Here is a 17,360-nt window from a genome sequence, read left to right on the forward strand (position 1 = left end):
AGGGCTAGCCTCACGTTGTTAGAGTCTTGGAGGTAGAGCACTGTTTGGACTAGGGGCCCTCATCGGGTTACCGAATTCAGACAAACTCCGAATGCCAAAGACTTATCCGTGGGAGTCAGACTGCGAGTGATAAGATCCGTAGTCAAAAGGGAAACAGCCCAGACCACCAGCTAAGGTCCCAAAGTATACGTTAAGTGGAAAAGGATGTGGAGTTGCTTAGACAACCAGGATGTTGGCTTAGAAGCAGCCACCATTTAAAGAGTGCGTAATAGCTCACTGGTCGAGTGACTCTGCGCCGAAAATGTACCGGGGCTAAACGTATCACCGAAGCTGTGGATTGACATCTACGATGTCAGTGGTAGGAGAGCGTTCTAAGGGCGTTGAAGCTGGACCGTAAGGACCGGTGGAGCGCTTAGAAGTGAGAATGCCGGTATGAGTAGCGAAAGATGAGTGAGAATCTCATCCACCGAATGCCTAAGGTTTCCTGAGGAAGGCTCGTCCGCTCAGGGTTAGTCGGGACCTAAGCCGAGGCCGAAAGGCGTAGGCGATGGACAACAGGTTGATATTCCTGTACCACCTCTTTATCGTTTGAGTGATGGGGGGACGCAGGAGGATAGGGTAAGCGCGCTGCTGGTTATGCGCGTCTAAGCAGTTAGGCTGATGAATAGGAAAATCCGTTCATCGTAAAGGCTGAGCTGTGATAGCGAGGGAATTATAGTACCGAAGTTCCTGATTCCACACTGCCAAGAAAAGCCTCTAGCGAGATAAAAGGTGCCCGTACCGCAAACCGACACAGGTAGGCGAGGAGAGAATCCTAAGGTGAGCGAGAGAACTCTCGTTAAGGAACTCGGCAAAATGACCCCGTAACTTCGGGAGAAGGGGTGCTTATTGAGGTGCATAGCCTCGATGAGCCGCAGTGAATAGGCCCAGGCGACTGTTTAGCAAAAACACAGGTCTCTGCGAAGCCGCAAGGCGAAGTATAGGGGCTGACGCCTGCCCGGTGCTGGAAGGTTAAGAGGAGGGGTTAGCTCACGCGAAGCTCTGAATCGAAGCCCCAGTAAACGGCGGCCGTAACTATAACGGTCCTAAGGTAGCGAAATTCCTTGTCGGGTAAGTTCCGACCCGCACGAAAGGCGTAACGATCTGGGCACTGTCTCAACGAGAGACTCGGTGAAATTATAGTACCTGTGAAGATGCAGGTTACCCGCGACAGGACGGAAAGACCCCATGGAGCTTTACTGTAGCCTGATATTGAATTTTGGTACAGCTTGTACAGGATAGGTAGGAGCCTGAGAAGCCGGAGCGCCAGCTTCGGTGGAGGCGTCGGTGGGATACTACCCTGGCTGTATTGAAATTCTAACCCTCACCCCTGATCGGGGTGGGAGACAGTGTCAGGTGGGCAGTTTGACTGGGGCGGTCGCCTCCTAAAATGTAACGGAGGCGCCCAAAGGTTCCCTCAGAATGGTTGGAAATCATTCGCAGAGTGTAAAGGCACAAGGGAGCTTGACTGCGAGACCTACAAGTCGAGCAGGGACGAAAGTCGGGCTTAGTGATCCGGTGGTTCCGCATGGAAGGGCCATCGCTCAACGGATAAAAGCTACCCTGGGGATAACAGGCTTATCTCCCCCAAGAGTCCACATCGACGGGGAGGTTTGGCACCTCGATGTCGGCTCATCGCATCCTGGGGCTGTAGTCGGTCCCAAGGGTTGGGCTGTTCGCCCATTAAAGCGGTACGCGAGCTGGGTTCAGAACGTCGTGAGACAGTTCGGTCCCTATCCGTCGTGGGCGCAGGAAATTTGAGAGGAGCTGTCCTTAGTACGAGAGGACCGGGATGGACGCACCGCTGGTGTACCAGTTGTCTTGCCAAAGGCATCGCTGGGTAGCTATGTGCGGTATCCATCCAGAGGATGCCCAGCTAAGCATGAAGCCCCCCTCAAGATGAGATTTCCCATAGCGTCAAGCTAGTAAGATCCCTGAAAGATGATCAGGTTGATAGGTCAGAGGTGGAAGCATGGTGACATGTGGAGCTGACTGATACTAATCGATCGAGGACTTAACCAAGTCAAATAGTAGCGAACTCATTCTTACGATTCTTCTTCTGTATTATCTAGTTTTGAGGGAATGAACCTCAAATAAATAGTCCGGCGGTGATGGCGAGAAGGTCACACCCGTTCCCATACCGAACACGGAAGTTAAGCTTCTCAGCGCCGATGGTAGTTGGGGCAGGCGCCCCTGTGAGAGTAGGACGCTGCCGGGCAAACAAAAAAGACAACCTGAAATAGGTTGTCTTTTTTTTGCATTTTTCCAGCTTAAACTGACACCAAAAATAAATAGTAGTTTTTTCCCATAAATCCTATGTTTTGCAACTGCAGAATTTGGAGAAAATCATAATGTAGTGAATCGTTGCATCTTGAAAAAAATTTAAGTATAATTAATGTCAAATATAGTCAAAGTCAGATGATAATGGGGGGTGGGAAGATGAGGAACATCTCCGATATTATTGAAATGTATTTAAAGCAAGTGCTGGAAATGAGTGAGGCAGACCATGTTGAAATTAAGCGAAGTGAAATCGCCGATAAATTTCAATGTGTTCCTTCACAAATAAATTATGTCATAAATACCCGATTTACCATCGAAAGAGGATATATTGTTGAGAGTAAACGCGGCGGAGGCGGGTATATACGTATTATGAAAGTGGAGTCTCATGATTCTGCTGATTTAATTGATCATTTATTGTCACTTTTTCAAAGCAGGATTAGTCAAGCGAGTGCCGAAGATGTTATAGGGAGGCTTGTGCAGGAGGAAATCATCACAAATCGGGAAGCCAAAATTATGTTAAGTGTCATTGACCGTTCCGTCTTATATATTGATCTTCCATATCGCGATGAACTAAGAGCGCGAATGCTAAAGGCCATGTTAACCACTTTAAAATATAAATAATAAAGTTATATCGTAAATAATACTCATTCTTCTCCTACCACCGTGGGGAGAAACCAAGCTTTAGGAGAGGTGAAATTATGATTTGCCAGGAGTGTAATCAAAGACCTGCGGCACTTCATTTTACCAAAATTATTAATGGTGAAAAGACCGAAGTAAATCTCTGTGAGGTATGTGCCCAGGAAAAAAGTGAGATGTTCATATTTAATGGGCAATCCGGATTTAATTTTAATAATTTATTAGCCGGACTATTAAAGATTGATCCATCTTTTCAGACGCCCAGCCAGAGTCCATTTCAACCGGAGGAGGTCCTCCATTGTGGTCACTGCTCAATGACCTTCCCGCAGTTTTTAAAACTAGGCAGGTTTGGTTGTGCACATTGCTATGACACCTTTAAAGACCAGCTGCAGCCGGTTTTAAGAAGACTTCATAGCGGCAACTGGGCACATAATGGGAAAATTCCAAAAAGAATTGGCGGCGATTTACACCTGCGAAAGCAGATTGATGAGTTAAAGGTAAGCTTGCAAGAATGTATTTCACATGAAGAGTTTGAGAAGGCAGCAAAGATTCGGGATGAAATTCGCAGTATGGAAAGAAAGCTTGCCGGCCATGTTGAGGGAGGGGAGTAATTGTGTCACTCGAACATTTTTTACACCAAGCGGTAAGCTCTTGGATGAGTGAGGAAGGACCGGATTCAGACATTGTCTTAAGTACACGAATCCGCCTGGCCCGAAACTTTGAACAATATAAATTTCCAACATTATTTTCTCATGAAGAAGCAAAACAAATTACTTCTGAAATGGAGCGGGTCTTGCAAACGGCCGGTCTGCAAAAATTTAGCCCGATGGAGCTGTTGAAAATTAGTGAATTACAGCCGCTTCAAAAAAGAGTGTTAGTGGAAAAGCATTTAATCAGTCCTCATCTCGCGGAAGACTCGCCGGAAGGTGCAGTGCTATTAACCGAAAATGAAGAAATTAGTATTATGATTAATGAAGAGGACCATATCCGGATTCAGTGCTTGTTCCCCGGATTGCAGTTAACTAATGCCTTAATGGCCGCTAATGAAATTGATGATTGGCTTGAAAGCCATATTCAATACGCATTTGATGAAAAATACGGTTATTTAACCAGCTGCCCGACCAATGTTGGCACCGGGATTCGTGCCTCCGTGATGATGCATCTCCCGGGCTTGATTTTAACCCAGCAAATGAATCGTATCATACCTGCAATCAATCAATTAGGTTTTGTAGTAAGAGGAATTTATGGTGAAGGCAGCGAGGCGCTGGGAAATATTTTTCAAATCTCAAATCAAATTACCTTGGGAAAATCTGAAGAGGATATTTGCAGGGATTTGATGGGGGTTGTCAGCCAGCTAATTTCACAAGAAAGGTCAGCAAGGGAAGCATTACGAAAAACTTCCAACATACAATTAGAAGACAGGGTGTTCCGCTCATTAGGCGTTTTAACCAATAGCAGGATTATAGAATCAAAGGAAGCAGCCCGCTGTTTATCCGATGTTCGTCTCGGAATTGATATGGGCTACATTGATCAGATGTCCAAAACGATTCTGAACGAATTAATGATCCTAACCCAGCCTGGCTTCCTGCAGCAGTATGCCGGAGGACAGCTAAGGCCGCATGAAAGGGATATCAGACGTGCCGCGTTAATTCGCGAACGTCTTAAAATGGAATCTGAAAAAATAAAAGGTGAGGAGTGAGCGCTATGATGTTTGGCCGTTTTACTGAAAGAGCACAAAAGGTGTTGGCTTTAGCACAAGAAGAGGCAATCCGCCTAGGACACAATAATATTGGGACAGAGCACATTCTTTTAGGATTAATTCGCGAAGGAGAAGGGATTGCTGCTAAAGCCCTTTATGGACTAGGTTTAGGCTCTGATAAAATTCAAAAAGAAGTGGAAAACCTAATTGGCAAAGGCCAAGAGTCTTCGCAAATCATTCACTATACACCTAGAGCAAAAAAAGTTATCGAGCTTTCCATGGACGAAGCTAGAAAATTAGGCCACTCCTATGTCGGCACTGAGCATATTCTGCTTGGTTTAATCCGCGAAGGTGAAGGCGTTGCTGCACGCGTGCTGAATAATTTAGGTGTCAGCTTAAATAAGGCTCGTCAGCAAGTACTTCAGCTGCTTGGCAGCAATGAATCAGGGGGACATCAAGGCAGTGCATCCGCAAATGCCAATACGCCGACTTTAGACAGTCTGGCTCGCGATTTAACGGCAATTGCAAGGGAAGGCAGCTTGGACCCTGTCATTGGCCGCAGCAAGGAAATTCAGCGTGTGATTGAAGTCCTGAGCCGCCGTACGAAAAACAACCCGGTGTTAATCGGTGAGCCTGGTGTCGGTAAAACCGCGATTGCTGAAGGTCTTGCCCAGCAAATCGTCAATAATGAGGTGCCGGAGATTCTTCGTGATAAGAGGGTCATGACCCTAGATATGGGAACAGTTGTCGCTGGGACAAAATATCGCGGTGAATTTGAGGACCGTTTGAAAAAAGTAATGGATGAAATCCGCCAGGCGGGAAATATTATTCTATTTATCGATGAGCTCCATACTTTGATTGGTGCCGGCGGAGCAGAAGGCGCGATTGATGCCTCCAACATCTTAAAACCATCGCTTGCCCGAGGTGAACTGCAATGTATTGGAGCAACAACGCTTGATGAATATCGTAAATATATTGAAAAGGATGCAGCGCTTGAACGCCGCTTCCAGCCGATTCGTGTCGATGAACCGACTGCGGATGAATCGGTTCAGATATTACAAGGCTTGCGCGATCGTTATGAGGCGCACCACCGCGTATCCATTTCAGATGCAGCGATTGAAGCTGCCGTTAAGCTGTCAGACCGTTATATTTCTGACCGCTTCCTGCCTGACAAGGCCATCGATTTAATCGATGAAGCGGGATCAAAGGTAAGACTTCGTTCTTATACTACCCCTCCTAATTTAAAAGAGTTGGAGGTTAAGCTTGAGGAAGTCAGAAAGGAAAAGGATGCCTCTGTTCAAAGCCAGGAATTTGAAAAAGCAGCTTCATTAAGGGATTCCGAACAGCGCTTACGCGAACAATTAGAAGAAACGAAGAAAACATGGAAAGAAAAACAAGGAAAAGAAAATAGTGAAGTAACTGTTGAGGATATTGCTGCTGTTGTCTCTAGCTGGACGGGAATTCCAGTTTCTAAACTGGCAGAAACAGAGACTGCGAAGCTGCTTAATTTAGAGGAAATTCTGCATTCTCGTGTCATTGGGCAGGATGAGGCAGTTGTCGCTGTTGCCAAGGCTGTGCGACGTGCCAGAGCGGGATTAAAAGATCCGAAGCGTCCAATTGGTTCTTTCATCTTCCTTGGACCTACAGGTGTCGGGAAAACTGAATTGGCCCGTGCTTTAGCTGAAGCTATGTTCGGTGATGAAGATGCGATGATCCGTATTGACATGTCGGAGTATATGGAGAAGCATTCGACATCCCGCCTTGTTGGTTCGCCTCCGGGATATGTAGGGTACGAAGAGGGCGGCCAGCTGACGGAAAAAGTACGCAGAAAGCCGTATTCTGTTATTCTGCTGGACGAAATTGAAAAGGCTCATCCAGATGTATTTAACATTTTACTTCAAGTACTTGAAGATGGACGCTTAACAGATTCCAAGGGCCGGACAGTCGATTTCCGCAATACCGTATTAATTATGACTTCCAATGTCGGTGCAGAGGCATTGCGGCGGAATAAGTTTGTCGGCTTTAATATTCAAGACACAGCCGACCAGGATTACAAAGACATGAAAGGGAAAGTGATGGAAGAGCTGAAGAAAGCATTCCGTCCTGAGTTCCTGAACCGGATTGACGAAATCATTGTCTTCCATGCACTTGAAAGAAAGCACCTGAATGAAATTGTAACCCTATTATCAGATCAATTAATTAAACGCCTCAAAGAGCAGCATATTTCGATTGAATTAACAACTGCCGCAAGGGACAAAATCTCTGAAGAAGGTTATGACCCTGAGTACGGGGCAAGACCGCTTAAGCGGGCAATTCAAAAGCATATTGAAGACCGGCTTTCTGAGGAGCTCTTAAAGGGTACATTTTCCGCAGGACAGCATGCTATAATTGATGTGGAAAATGGTGAATTTACCGTCAAAACAGCAGAGAAAGAGACTGTAACAAAATAAACGGGTTATAGCTCAAGCGAAGTTTACTAGGTTTTTAAAAAGATGGGAGGTACACGTGAATATAAATGAATCGTGTACCTCTTTTTACATATGGATCGAATTCTCTGCAGGACTAGAGAGGAAGAATCACATGGTTAAACGGAAAACGAAATTTATGTGTCAGGAGTGCGGGTATGAATCCCCAAAATGGATGGGAAAATGCCCGGGCTGCGGCGCTTGGAATAAAATGGTGGAGGAAGTAGAGGTAACCGGTACAGCAAGAAGGGGGGCTTTTGCCCATTCCCAAGGCGGAACAATTGCTTCTAAGCCTACACCTATTACTTCGATTGAAATGGTCAGTGAACCTAGGATCCATACGGATTTAGCAGAACTAAACCGGGTTCTTGGCGGCGGTGTAGTAAAAGGGTCATTAGTACTAATCGGCGGTGACCCGGGGATTGGCAAGTCTACACTCCTTTTGCAGGTCTCCTCACAACTTGCGGGGAAAGGCCATCAGGTTTTATACATATCGGGAGAGGAATCGTTACGGCAGACAAAATTAAGGGCTGAACGATTAGGAATCTCCTCGGAAAACCTGCTTGTTTATGCGGAAACAAATCTTGAGGAAATTAATCGAACGATTGAGCAGAGTAATCCAAGCTTTGTTATCATTGACTCGATTCAAACAGTTTTCCATCCGGATGTGACATCGGCACCGGGCAGTGTGTCCCAGGTTCGTGAATGTACCGCGGAATTAATGAGAATCGGGAAAACAAAGGGAATTGCTATTTTTATTGTCGGCCATGTCACAAAGGAAGGGGCGATTGCTGGACCACGCCTGTTAGAGCATATGGTTGATACGGTACTTTATTTTGAGGGAGAAAGACACCATACCTATCGTATCCTCAGAGCTGTGAAAAACCGCTTTGGCTCAACAAATGAAATGGGCATTTTTGAAATGAAGGAATTTGGCTTGGAAGAAGTGGAAAATCCATCAGAAATTTTCCTTGAAGAACGGTCACGAGGAGCATCCGGGTCCACAGTCGTTGCCTCCATGGAAGGAACGCGGCCGGTTCTGGTGGAGATTCAAGCATTGATCTCCCCGACAAGTTTCGGTAATCCTAGAAGAATGGCGACGGGAATTGACCATAACCGGGTACCGTTATTGATGGCAGTGCTCGAAAAGCGGGTAGGACTTCTGCTGGCTAACCAGGATGCCTACGTAAAAGTTGCCGGCGGTGTTAAATTGGATGAACCGGCCATCGACCTAGCAGTTGCCGTCAGTATTGCCTCAAGCTTTAGAGACCAGCCGACAAGGCCGACAGACTGCATTATTGGTGAGGTCGGATTAACAGGGGAAGTAAGACGGGTATCCCGGATTGAACAGCGTGTCCAAGAAGCCGCGAAACTGGGCTTTGAGCGGGTTATCCTGCCAGCCAATAATCTAGGCGGCTGGAAGGGGCCGAAGGGAGTCGAACTCATTGGTGTATCGTCAGTCAGCGAGGCACTAAGGGCAGCATTAGGGGGATAACAGATGGAGCATAAAAAGTCCGGCGAACAGTCAATTATTGATTTATTGCAATTAATTGCCCCGGGTACGCCTATTCGAGAGGGGTTGGATAATGTCCTCAGGGCCAATACCGGCGGGCTGATTGTCATCGGTTATAATGATAAGGTTAAAACTGTTGTAGACGGCGGTTTTGCTATTAATTGTTCATTTTCACCAAGCTTTTTATATGAATTGGCGAAAATGGACGGTGCTATTATTCTCAATGATACCGCGAATAAAATTTTGATTGCCAACGCCCAGCTGGCTCCCGACCAACACATTCCCTCATCGGAGACAGGAATGCGGCACCGCACGGCCGAAAGGGTAGCAAAGCAGACGAAGGCGCTCGTAATCGCCATTTCCCAGCGCCGAAATGTGATTACCTTGTATCAGGGGAATCACCGGTATGCATTAAAGGATATTGCCGTCATTTTAACAAAAGCCAATCAAGCGATTCAGACATTGGAAAAGTATAAAGTTGTTATGGAGCAGACGATTGCTAATTTTAGTATTTTAGAGTTTGAAGAATCTGTTACATATAATGATTTTTTACTTGTCCTTCACCGGTTTGAAATGGTATTGAAAATTAAAAATGAACTGTTGACTTACTTGTATGAGCTTGGGACGGAAGGAAGGCTCATCCGCCTGCAGATGAATGAGATTCTAACGGAGCTGGAAGAAGAAATGATGCTGATTATCAAGGATTATGCCTTTGACCGGAACGTCAAACCGGAGGAGGTTCTGCAGAAAATTCAGGCATCGGTTAACAGCAGCAATATGGAGGACGTAGCGCTGCTAAAACTATTAGGCTATTTCGGCTATGTCCATCTTGAGGAGAATAAAAAACCGCGCGGCTATCGCATCCTCCATAAAATCCCAAGACTGCCGGCCGTCATAATTGAAAATTTAATCGAAACGTTTAAAGATTTATGCAGCATCATTGCGGCATCGGTAGAGGAATTAGATGAAGTTGAAGGGATCGGGGAAGTACGGGCGAAGAAGATTAAAGAAGGGTTCAAATTAATCAGAGAACGGCTGTACACAGACCGACATTTATAAAAAGTATTGCTAGAACTTTTGAACTATGATAAAATTAAAAATTTCAATTTATTTGACACTTATTTCCTCTGATGCTACCCTATGAGAAATAAGATTTTATCATAACAAAAAAATTTCAAGATGTTTACATTTTGGAAAAATAATTGGAAATTGGCGGTTTCATTTTTGTAAATATGTTTATAATTAATTAGAGGAGGTGAAGAAATGTTAAAACGAATTGTTCAGGCTTGCTTCCTCATTATTGGTGGTACGCTTGGGATCTTATTTCTGCCGGAATTATTTAAAGTAATAGGCTTGGAAACAACCGCCTTAATCAATAATTCCTATGTTACTGCTATTTTAGGTGCTATTATTTTTTATCTTCTTACCTTTTGGGCAGTAGATTATGTGTTTAATTTTATTAAGTGGGCTGAGGATTCCTTAGTCAAAATCCCGGTTACTGATGTGCTGTTTGGAAGTGTTGGGTTAATCTTTGGTTTATTGGTTGCCTTTTTAATTGGGTTTGCCCTAAATGCGGTGCAAGTACCTATCTTGAATGCAGTTGCACCAATCGTATTAACATTGCTGTTTGGTTATCTTGGCTTCCAGGTGGGCTTTAAGAAGCGAGATGAGCTTCTCGGGTTGTTTGGCAGAGGCAGCGGCAAGAAAAAGTCTGCGGAAGAAGAGGCAGAGAAGCCATCCGGGAAATCATTAAAGATTTTGGATACGAGTGTCATTATTGACGGACGTGTTGCGGACATTTGCCAAACGGGATTTTTAGAAGGAACGATTGTCATCCCGCAGTTTGTTCTGGAAGAATTACAGCATATCGCCGATTCATCCGATGTGTTAAAAAGAAACCGTGGCAGAAGGGGTCTTGACATTTTAAATCGGATTCAAAAAGAATTGGCCATTAAAGTAGAAATTTATGAAGGCGATTTTGAGGAAATTCAAGAGGTTGATTCAAAGCTGGTAAAGCTGGCTAAATTAACAAATGGAATTCTCGTTACGAATGATTTTAATTTGAATAAAGTGTGCGAATTGCAAAATGTAGCGGTTTTAAATATCAATGATCTTGCCAACGCTGTGAAGCCAGTCGTCCTTCCTGGAGAGGAATTGACGGTACAGGTCATTAAAGACGGAAAAGAGTATCATCAAGGGGTTGCCTACCTTGATGACGGCACGATGATTGTAGTGGAAGAAGGCAGAGAATACATTGGAAAACGAATTGAGGTTCTCGTCACCAGTGTGCTGCAGACATCTGCAGGCAGAATGATCTTTGCCAAGCCGAAATTATTAGAAAAAGCTTTATAATAATACGTGAATAGAGAGAAAGAATGAGGTTTTACTATGACTTACCAGGTCATTATCCCTGCTGCAGGTCAGGGAAAGAGAATGGGAGCGGGGAAAAATAAACTGTTACTTGAGCTTGCTGGCATTCCTGTACTTGTTCATACGTTAAAAGTATTTGAAGCGGACAAAACCTGTACAGGAATCATTTTAGCCATTCATCCTCAAGATGAAGCGGAATTTCGAGCATTAATCAAAAAGTATCGTCTGAGCAAGGTAATTGGTTTAGTGCCAGGCGGAAAAGAGCGGCAGGACAGCATTTTTAATGCCTTGAAGACGGTTAGAGATGATGGCATTATTCTGGTCCATGATGCCGCCAGGCCGTTTATTTTACGGAATCATATTCATCGTTTAACAGAAACAGCAGCGCAAACGGGTGCAGCGATTATCGGTGTTCCGGCTAAAGACACGATGAAAAAAGTTGGAAATGGTGTTGTGGAAGCGACTGTTGAACGTTCAAGCTTGTGGGCAGTGCAAACCCCACAAGCTTTTCGCGTTTCGCTGCTAGCGGCGGCGTATGAAAAAGCAGAACGGGACAGTTTCCTTGGAACAGATGATGCCAGCCTTGTGGAGCGCTTGGGGCATCCTGTAACGATGGTAGAGGGAGATTACGATAATATTAAGCTGACAACACCGGAAGATTTGTTTTTTGCAGAAGCCATTTTAAAAAAGAGACAAAAATAGAAAAGCCTCAGCGCCTTGCATAGGGCGCTGAAGCTGGATAAAAGGGGTTATAAATGATGTTTCGTATTGGACAAGGCTTTGATGTTCATCAATTAACGGAAGGGCGGCCGCTTATTATCGGCGGTATTACGATTCCTTATGAAAAGGGCTTACTGGGGCATTCCGATGCCGATGTGTTATTACATACTGTGTCAGATGCATGTCTTGGCGCAATTGGCGAGGGCGATATTGGCAAGCATTTCCCTGATACGGACCCTGAGTTTAAAGATGCTGACTCTGCTAAACTGATGGAGCATGTCTGGCAGCTGGTAAAAGAGAAGGGCTATGAGCTTGTCAATGCCGATTGTACGATTATTGCGCAAAAGCCAAAAATGGCTCCCTATATTGATCAAATCCGGGGTCGGATTGCGGAACTGTTAGAGGCGAACACAGATCAAATTAATGTGAAGGCGACGACTACTGAAAAACTGGGCTTTACCGGCAGGGGCGAGGGAATTGCCGCTCAAGCGGTTGTTCTTTTAAAAAAGGCAGACGTTTAGACTTTATCCGGTAAAACCATAGTGGTAAAATGAATCAAGATGAAACCAACTGGGAAAGTGGAGGCATTATAATGTCAAACGAAATACGTGTAAGATATGCTCCTAGTCCAACCGGACATTTACATATTGGAAATGCCCGTACGGCGTTATTTAACTATTTATTTGCCCGCAATAAGGGCGGCAAGTTTATTATTCGGATTGAGGACACGGATAAGAAGCGGAATATTGAGGGCGGCGAACAGAGCCAATTGAAATATTTGAAATGGCTCGGAATCGACTGGGATGAAAGCGTGGATGTCGGCGGTGAATACGGACCGTACCGGCAGTCAGAACGAAATGATATTTATGAAACATATTATAAGCAGCTGTTAGAAAATGGCCAGGCTTATAAATGTTATTGTACGGAGGAAGAGCTGGAGGCTGAGCGGGATGCGCAGATGGAACGCGGGGAAACACCGCATTATTCTGGTAAATGCCGCCACTTAACAGCCGAAGACAGAGCGCGTTTAGAAAGCGAAGGCCGCGAGCCGAGCATCCGCATCCTTGTTCCGGAAGGCAAGACCTATACATTTGATGATATGGTAAAGGGCGTCGTATCCTTCGAATCAGAGGGTATGGGCGACTGGGTCATTGTGAAAAAAGACGGCACCCCGACGTATAACTTTGCGGTATCTATCGATGATTACTTGATGGAAATTTCCCACGTCCTTCGCGGGGATGACCATATCTCCAATACACCGAAACAGTTGATGGTGTATGAAGCACTAGGCTGGGAACCGCCGACTTTCGGCCATATGACGTTGATTGTAAACGAAAGCCGGAAGAAGTTAAGCAAGCGTGATGAATCCATCATTCAGTTCATTGAGCAATACGAGGAATTAGGCTATTTGCCGGAAGCAATATTTAACTTTATTACCTTGCTTGGCTGGTCTCCTGCGGGTGAAGAAGAGCTTTACTCAAAAGATGAATTTATTCAGCTGTTCGATGCCAGCCGGTTATCCAAATCTCCGGCATTATTTGATAAGCAAAAGCTAACATGGATGAACAATCAATACATGAAAAAAATAGAGCTTGACCGGGTTGTGGAGCTTTCCTTACCGCATCTTATCAAAGCGGGACGAGTGAAGGAAAACCTTTCATCCGAGGAAAGAGAATGGGTAAAGAGCCTGGTATCGCTGCTTCAGGAAAAAATGAGCTTTGGTGCTGAAATTGTGGAGCTTTCCGATTTGTTCTTTAAAGAACAAGTGGACTTTGAAGAAGAAGCAAAAGAGGTTCTTGCCGGAGAGCAAGTGCCGGAAGTATTAAAGGCATTTTCAGAAGAGCTGAATGGCCTGGAACACTTCGAGGCAGAATCAATCAAAGCAGCAATGAAGGCAGTGCAAAAATCCACCGGTCAAAAAGGCAAGAACTTGTTCATGCCAATTCGAGCCGCTGTAACAGGACAAACCCATGGACCAGACTTGCCAAAATCAATTGAACTTTTAGGAAAAGAAAAAGTACAACAGCGGATTATGCAAATTATTGGTTAACATTCGGGTTAAAATGTAATATAGTAAATATACAATATTTTATACGAGCTAAAACGTCGAAGAGGATAAGTAAAAGAATGATGCCTGAAAGAGAGAACCATCACCGGCTGAAAGTGGTTCAGGCCGCTCATTGTTTGAAATGCACCTCTGAGCCCCATTTCAAAAGAGAGCTGTCTTGAGTAGATTTGGGCGGAACCTTTCCGTTAACAAGTTAGAGTGAGGCATGTTTGTTTCAGCTGTTGTTCGTTTAGCTGAAAAAAGACAGGTGCCTAATCAGAGTGGAACCACGCACAAGCGTCTCTGTCATTACGACAGGGGCGCTTTTTTATTCAAAATAGTTTACCGGAAGATATGGGGAGGGTTGAAATTGTTTAAACTGTTAAAGGAAGATGTTGATGTTGTATTTGATCAGGACCCGGCTGCCAGGACGTATTTAGAGGTGATCTTGACGTATTCTGGATTGCATGCGATTTGGGCGCACCGATTCGCTCATGCCCTCTATAAGCGAAAATTATTTTTCCTTGCACGGGCCATTTCGCAAATTAGCCGCTTTTTCACGGGAATTGAAATCCATCCAGGGGCTAAAATAGGCAGAAGATTTTTTATCGACCATGGGATGGGTGTTGTCATTGGTGAAACCTGCGAAATCGGTGATAACGTCACGATTTACCAAGGGGTGACATTAGGCGGAACAGGAAAAGAAAAAGGAAAACGCCATCCGACGATTAAGGATAATGTTCTTATTTCTACAGGGGCAAAAGTCCTGGGTTCGATTACAATTGGTGAGAACTCTAAGATTGGCGGCGGCTCGGTTGTGTTAAAAGAAGTACCGCCAAACTCGACAGTAGTTGGAATCCCGGGGAAAGTTGTGATTCAAGACGGCAAACGAATTAGTAAGGATTTAAATCATTGTGATCTGCCGGACCCGGTAGCTGACCGTTTCAAAGAGCTGCAGGCTGAACTGGATGATGTACGGCAAGAGCTTTACGAATTAAAACAAGAAAGGACAAAAGTGAATGGCCATTCGACTATATAATACACTGACTAGAAAAAAGGAAACATTCGTACCGCTGGAAGAAGGAAAAGTGAAAATGTATGTTTGCGGTCCGACTGTCTATAATTATATTCATATTGGTAATGCCCGCCCGGCTATTGTATTTGATACGGTCCGCCGCTATTTTGAATTTCGCGGCTATGATGTGCAATATGTTTCTAATTTTACCGATGTCGACGATAAATTAATCCGGGCTGCCAACCAGCTTGATGAGGATGTACCTACCATCGCAAATCGCTTTATTGAGGCGTACTTTGAAGATGTTTCGGCGTTAGGCTGCAAAAAAGCTGATGTTCATCCAAGAGTTATGGAGAATATGGATATCATTATTGACTTTATCAAACAGCTGGTTGAAAAAGGATATGCATATGAATCAGAAGGAGACGTCTATTTCCGGACACGCAGCTTTGATGAATACGGCAAACTCTCACATCAATCGATTGATGAACTGCAGGTTGGTGCCAGAATTGAAGTGGGGAATAAAAAGGAAGACGATTTGGACTTTGCCTTATGGAAGGCCGCAAAAGAAGGAGAAATCTTCTGGGAAAGTCCATGGGGTCCAGGACGGCCCGGATGGCATATTGAATGCTCGGCGATGGCGAAGAAATATCTTGGCGAAACCATTGATATCCATGCTGGCGGCCAGGATTTAACCTTCCCGCATCATGAAAATGAAATTGCCCAATCAGAAAGCTTGTCTGGCAAGACGTTTGCTAACTATTGGATGCATAACGGGTATATAAATATCGATAACGAAAAGATGTCAAAATCATTAGGAAACTTTGTTCTTGTTCACGATATTATTAAGAAGCATAATCCACAGGTTTTAAGGTTCTTCATGCTGTCTGTGCATTATCGTAACCCAATCAACTACAGCGAGGAATTGCTGGAGAGCACAAAGGCTGCTTTTGAAAGGTTAATAACCTCTTATCAAAATTTAAAGCACCGTAAAGAGGCGAGCACTAATTTAACAGATAATAATCAGCAGTGGTTTGATCAAATTGCCGGCTTACGCAGACAATTTATTGAAGCGATGGATGATGATTTTAATACAGCACTTGCGATATCGGTTTTATTTGAGCTCTCCAAATTAGCAAATTATTACCTGTTGGAAAAAAATACAGCAGTAGAGGTGATCGATACCTTTATTGCGGAATTTGAGACGCTGTTTGCTGTAATTGGTTTGTCGCTTGAGCAGGAAGAAATGCTGGATGAAGAAATCGACGCTTTGATTGAACAGCGGATTCAAGCAAGAAAAAACCGTAACTTCCAATTAGCTGACCAAATTCGCGATCAGTTAAAGGAAATGAATATCATTTTAGAAGACACCCCGCAAGGCACAAGGTGGAAAAGAGGCTAGTTCATGCTGGATTATGAAAATACATTAGATGCCTATCAATTAAAAGCACTTGCCCTGGCTTATATGGGTGACGCGGTATTTGAAATCTATGTCCGCCGTCACCTGCTATATAGCGGTCAGGTTCGCCCCCATCAGTTACACCGTGCCGGTACAAGATACGTCTCGGCTAAGGCACAATGTCAAATCCTGCTTCAAATGCTGGAGGAAGAAATTTTGCATGAGGACGAATTGGCGGTAGTGATGCGCGGCAGAAATGCAAAGTCCGGAACCGTTCCGAAAAACACCGATGTGCAGACATATCATTACAGTACAGCTTTTGAAGCGTTAATGGGGTATTTATATTTATCAGGTAAAATTGAACGTTTGGAAGAGCTTGTCCAAAAGGCGTTTTTATTTGTAGAGGAAAAGAAAGGAGGAGCAACATCATGAATCAAGAATACATCGTTGGCAAAAACCCGGTAATTGAAGCTTTAAAATCGGGCCGCGATATTAATAAAATCCTAATTGCAGAAGGGTCACAGCGCGGGCAAATGCAGCAGGTTATACATTTGGCTAAAGAGGCAAACGTTCTTGTGCAATTTGTGCCGAAAGTGAAGATTGACCAGATTACGGATCAAAATCATCAAGGGGTTCTTGCCTATGTAGCGGCTTATCAGTATGCGGAAATAGATGATTTGTTTGCGGCAGCGGAAAAGAAAAATGAACCTCCTTTCTTTTTGATATTAGATGAAATTGAAGACCCGCATAATTTGGGTTCGATTATGAGAACGGCTGATGCCGTCTCAGCTCATGGGATTATTATTCCAAAACGCCGCGCAGTCGGCTTAACGGCAACGGTTGCAAAAGCATCGACAGGAGCCATTGAATATATCCCAGTCGCCCGGGTAACGAATTTAGCCCGTACAATCGATGAACTAAAGGAACGCGGTATATGGATTGCCGGAACAGATGCATCAGGGACCCAGGACTATCGTCAGTTTGACGGAACATTGCCGCTTGGACTGGTAATTGGCAGTGAAGGAAAAGGGATGGGAAGGCTGATCAGAGATAAGTGTGACTTCCTGATTCGCCTGCCAATGGCGGGTAAAGTGACCTCATTAAATGCTTCAGTTGCTGCAGCCTTGTTAATGTATGAGGTCTATCGGAATCGACACCCTCTTGGGGGATAGGTTTT

The 17,360-nt window shown here is 44.5% G+C and carries 14 protein-coding genes, 1 rRNA gene and 4 other annotated features; all 15 genes read left to right on the top strand.

Going from position 1 to position 17,360, the window contains the following annotated elements:
• Positions 1-421 (top strand) — a sequence feature (23S ribosomal RNA rRNA prediction is too short).
• An 11-nt stretch (positions 422-432) separates the two neighbouring features.
• Positions 433-1,178: a sequence feature (23S ribosomal RNA rRNA prediction is too short), on the top strand.
• Between the two features lies 1 nt (position 1,179).
• Positions 1,180-2,049: a sequence feature (23S ribosomal RNA rRNA prediction is too short), on the top strand.
• Positions 2,050-2,140: 91 nt separating this feature from the next.
• The 15 genes from rrf to rlmB all read left to right on the top strand — a co-directional run bounded on the left by rrf (position 2,141) and on the right by rlmB (position 17,355).
• Positions 2,141-2,257, top strand: a 5S ribosomal RNA gene (rrf, locus tag A6749_RS12925).
• Between the two features lie 221 nt (positions 2,258-2,478).
• Positions 2,479-2,940: a CtsR family transcriptional regulator gene (locus tag A6749_RS12930; protein ID WP_066390029.1), complete on the top strand. Its 462-nt coding sequence runs from the start codon at positions 2,479-2,481 to the stop codon at positions 2,938-2,940.
• Between the two features lie 77 nt (positions 2,941-3,017).
• Positions 3,018-3,566, top strand: coding sequence for a UvrB/UvrC motif-containing protein (locus A6749_RS12935; RefSeq protein WP_066390036.1), 549 nt, complete (start codon positions 3,018-3,020; stop codon positions 3,564-3,566).
• A gap of 2 nt (positions 3,567-3,568) precedes the next feature.
• Positions 3,569-4,654, top strand: coding sequence for a protein arginine kinase (locus A6749_RS12940; protein ID WP_066390037.1), 1,086 nt, complete (start codon positions 3,569-3,571; stop codon positions 4,652-4,654).
• A 5-nt stretch (positions 4,655-4,659) separates the two neighbouring features.
• Positions 4,660-7,104 (top strand): ATP-dependent protease ATP-binding subunit ClpC, encoded by a 2,445-nt coding sequence (gene clpC, locus A6749_RS12945; RefSeq protein ID WP_066390039.1) that lies wholly within the window; start codon positions 4,660-4,662, stop codon positions 7,102-7,104.
• A gap of 130 nt (positions 7,105-7,234) precedes the next feature.
• Positions 7,235-8,614: a DNA repair protein RadA gene (gene radA / locus A6749_RS12950; protein WP_066390041.1), complete on the top strand. Its 1,380-nt coding sequence runs from the start codon at positions 7,235-7,237 to the stop codon at positions 8,612-8,614.
• A gap of 3 nt (positions 8,615-8,617) precedes the next feature.
• Positions 8,618-9,691, top strand: coding sequence for a DNA integrity scanning diadenylate cyclase DisA (gene disA / locus A6749_RS12955; RefSeq protein ID WP_066390043.1), 1,074 nt, complete (start codon positions 8,618-8,620; stop codon positions 9,689-9,691).
• Positions 9,692-9,895: 204 nt separating this feature from the next.
• Positions 9,896-10,984, top strand: a complete 1,089-nt coding sequence (locus A6749_RS12960; RefSeq protein WP_066390045.1) for a PIN/TRAM domain-containing protein — start codon at positions 9,896-9,898, stop codon at positions 10,982-10,984.
• 36 nt (positions 10,985-11,020) lie between these two features.
• Positions 11,021-11,704 carry a 2-C-methyl-D-erythritol 4-phosphate cytidylyltransferase gene (gene ispD, locus A6749_RS12965; protein ID WP_066390046.1) on the top strand — a complete coding sequence of 228 codons (684 nt, stop codon included), beginning with the start codon at positions 11,021-11,023 and terminating at the stop codon, positions 11,702-11,704.
• Positions 11,705-11,760: 56 nt separating this feature from the next.
• Positions 11,761-12,243: a 2-C-methyl-D-erythritol 2,4-cyclodiphosphate synthase gene (gene ispF / locus A6749_RS12970; RefSeq protein ID WP_066390049.1), complete on the top strand. Its 483-nt coding sequence runs from the start codon at positions 11,761-11,763 to the stop codon at positions 12,241-12,243.
• A gap of 71 nt (positions 12,244-12,314) precedes the next feature.
• A complete protein-coding gene (gene gltX / locus A6749_RS12975) occupies positions 12,315-13,772 on the top strand; it encodes a glutamate--tRNA ligase (RefSeq protein WP_066390050.1) in 1,458 nt (485 codons plus the stop codon).
• Between the two features lie 47 nt (positions 13,773-13,819).
• Positions 13,820-14,077 (top strand) — a binding site (T-box leader).
• A 62-nt stretch (positions 14,078-14,139) separates the two neighbouring features.
• Complete coding sequence (gene cysE, locus A6749_RS12980) at positions 14,140-14,808, top strand: serine O-acetyltransferase (protein ID WP_066390052.1); 669 nt, start codon at positions 14,140-14,142, stop codon at positions 14,806-14,808.
• Positions 14,789-16,186: a cysteine--tRNA ligase gene (cysS, locus tag A6749_RS12985; protein WP_066390054.1), complete on the top strand. Its 1,398-nt coding sequence runs from the start codon at positions 14,789-14,791 to the stop codon at positions 16,184-16,186. The genes cysE and cysS overlap by 20 nt, the downstream gene beginning before the upstream one ends.
• Positions 16,187-16,189: 3 nt before the next feature.
• Positions 16,190-16,615, top strand: a complete 426-nt coding sequence (locus A6749_RS12990; RefSeq protein ID WP_066390056.1) for a Mini-ribonuclease 3 — start codon at positions 16,190-16,192, stop codon at positions 16,613-16,615.
• Positions 16,612-17,355: a 23S rRNA (guanosine(2251)-2'-O)-methyltransferase RlmB gene (gene rlmB, locus A6749_RS12995; RefSeq protein WP_066390058.1), complete on the top strand. Its 744-nt coding sequence runs from the start codon at positions 16,612-16,614 to the stop codon at positions 17,353-17,355. The genes A6749_RS12990 and rlmB overlap by 4 nt, the downstream gene beginning before the upstream one ends.
• Positions 17,356-17,360: the final 5 nt, after the last annotated feature.

The sequence above is a fragment of the Neobacillus mesonae genome, assembly GCF_001636315.1.
Taxonomy (GTDB): domain Bacteria; phylum Bacillota; class Bacilli; order Bacillales; family Cytobacillaceae; genus Neobacillus; species Neobacillus mesonae.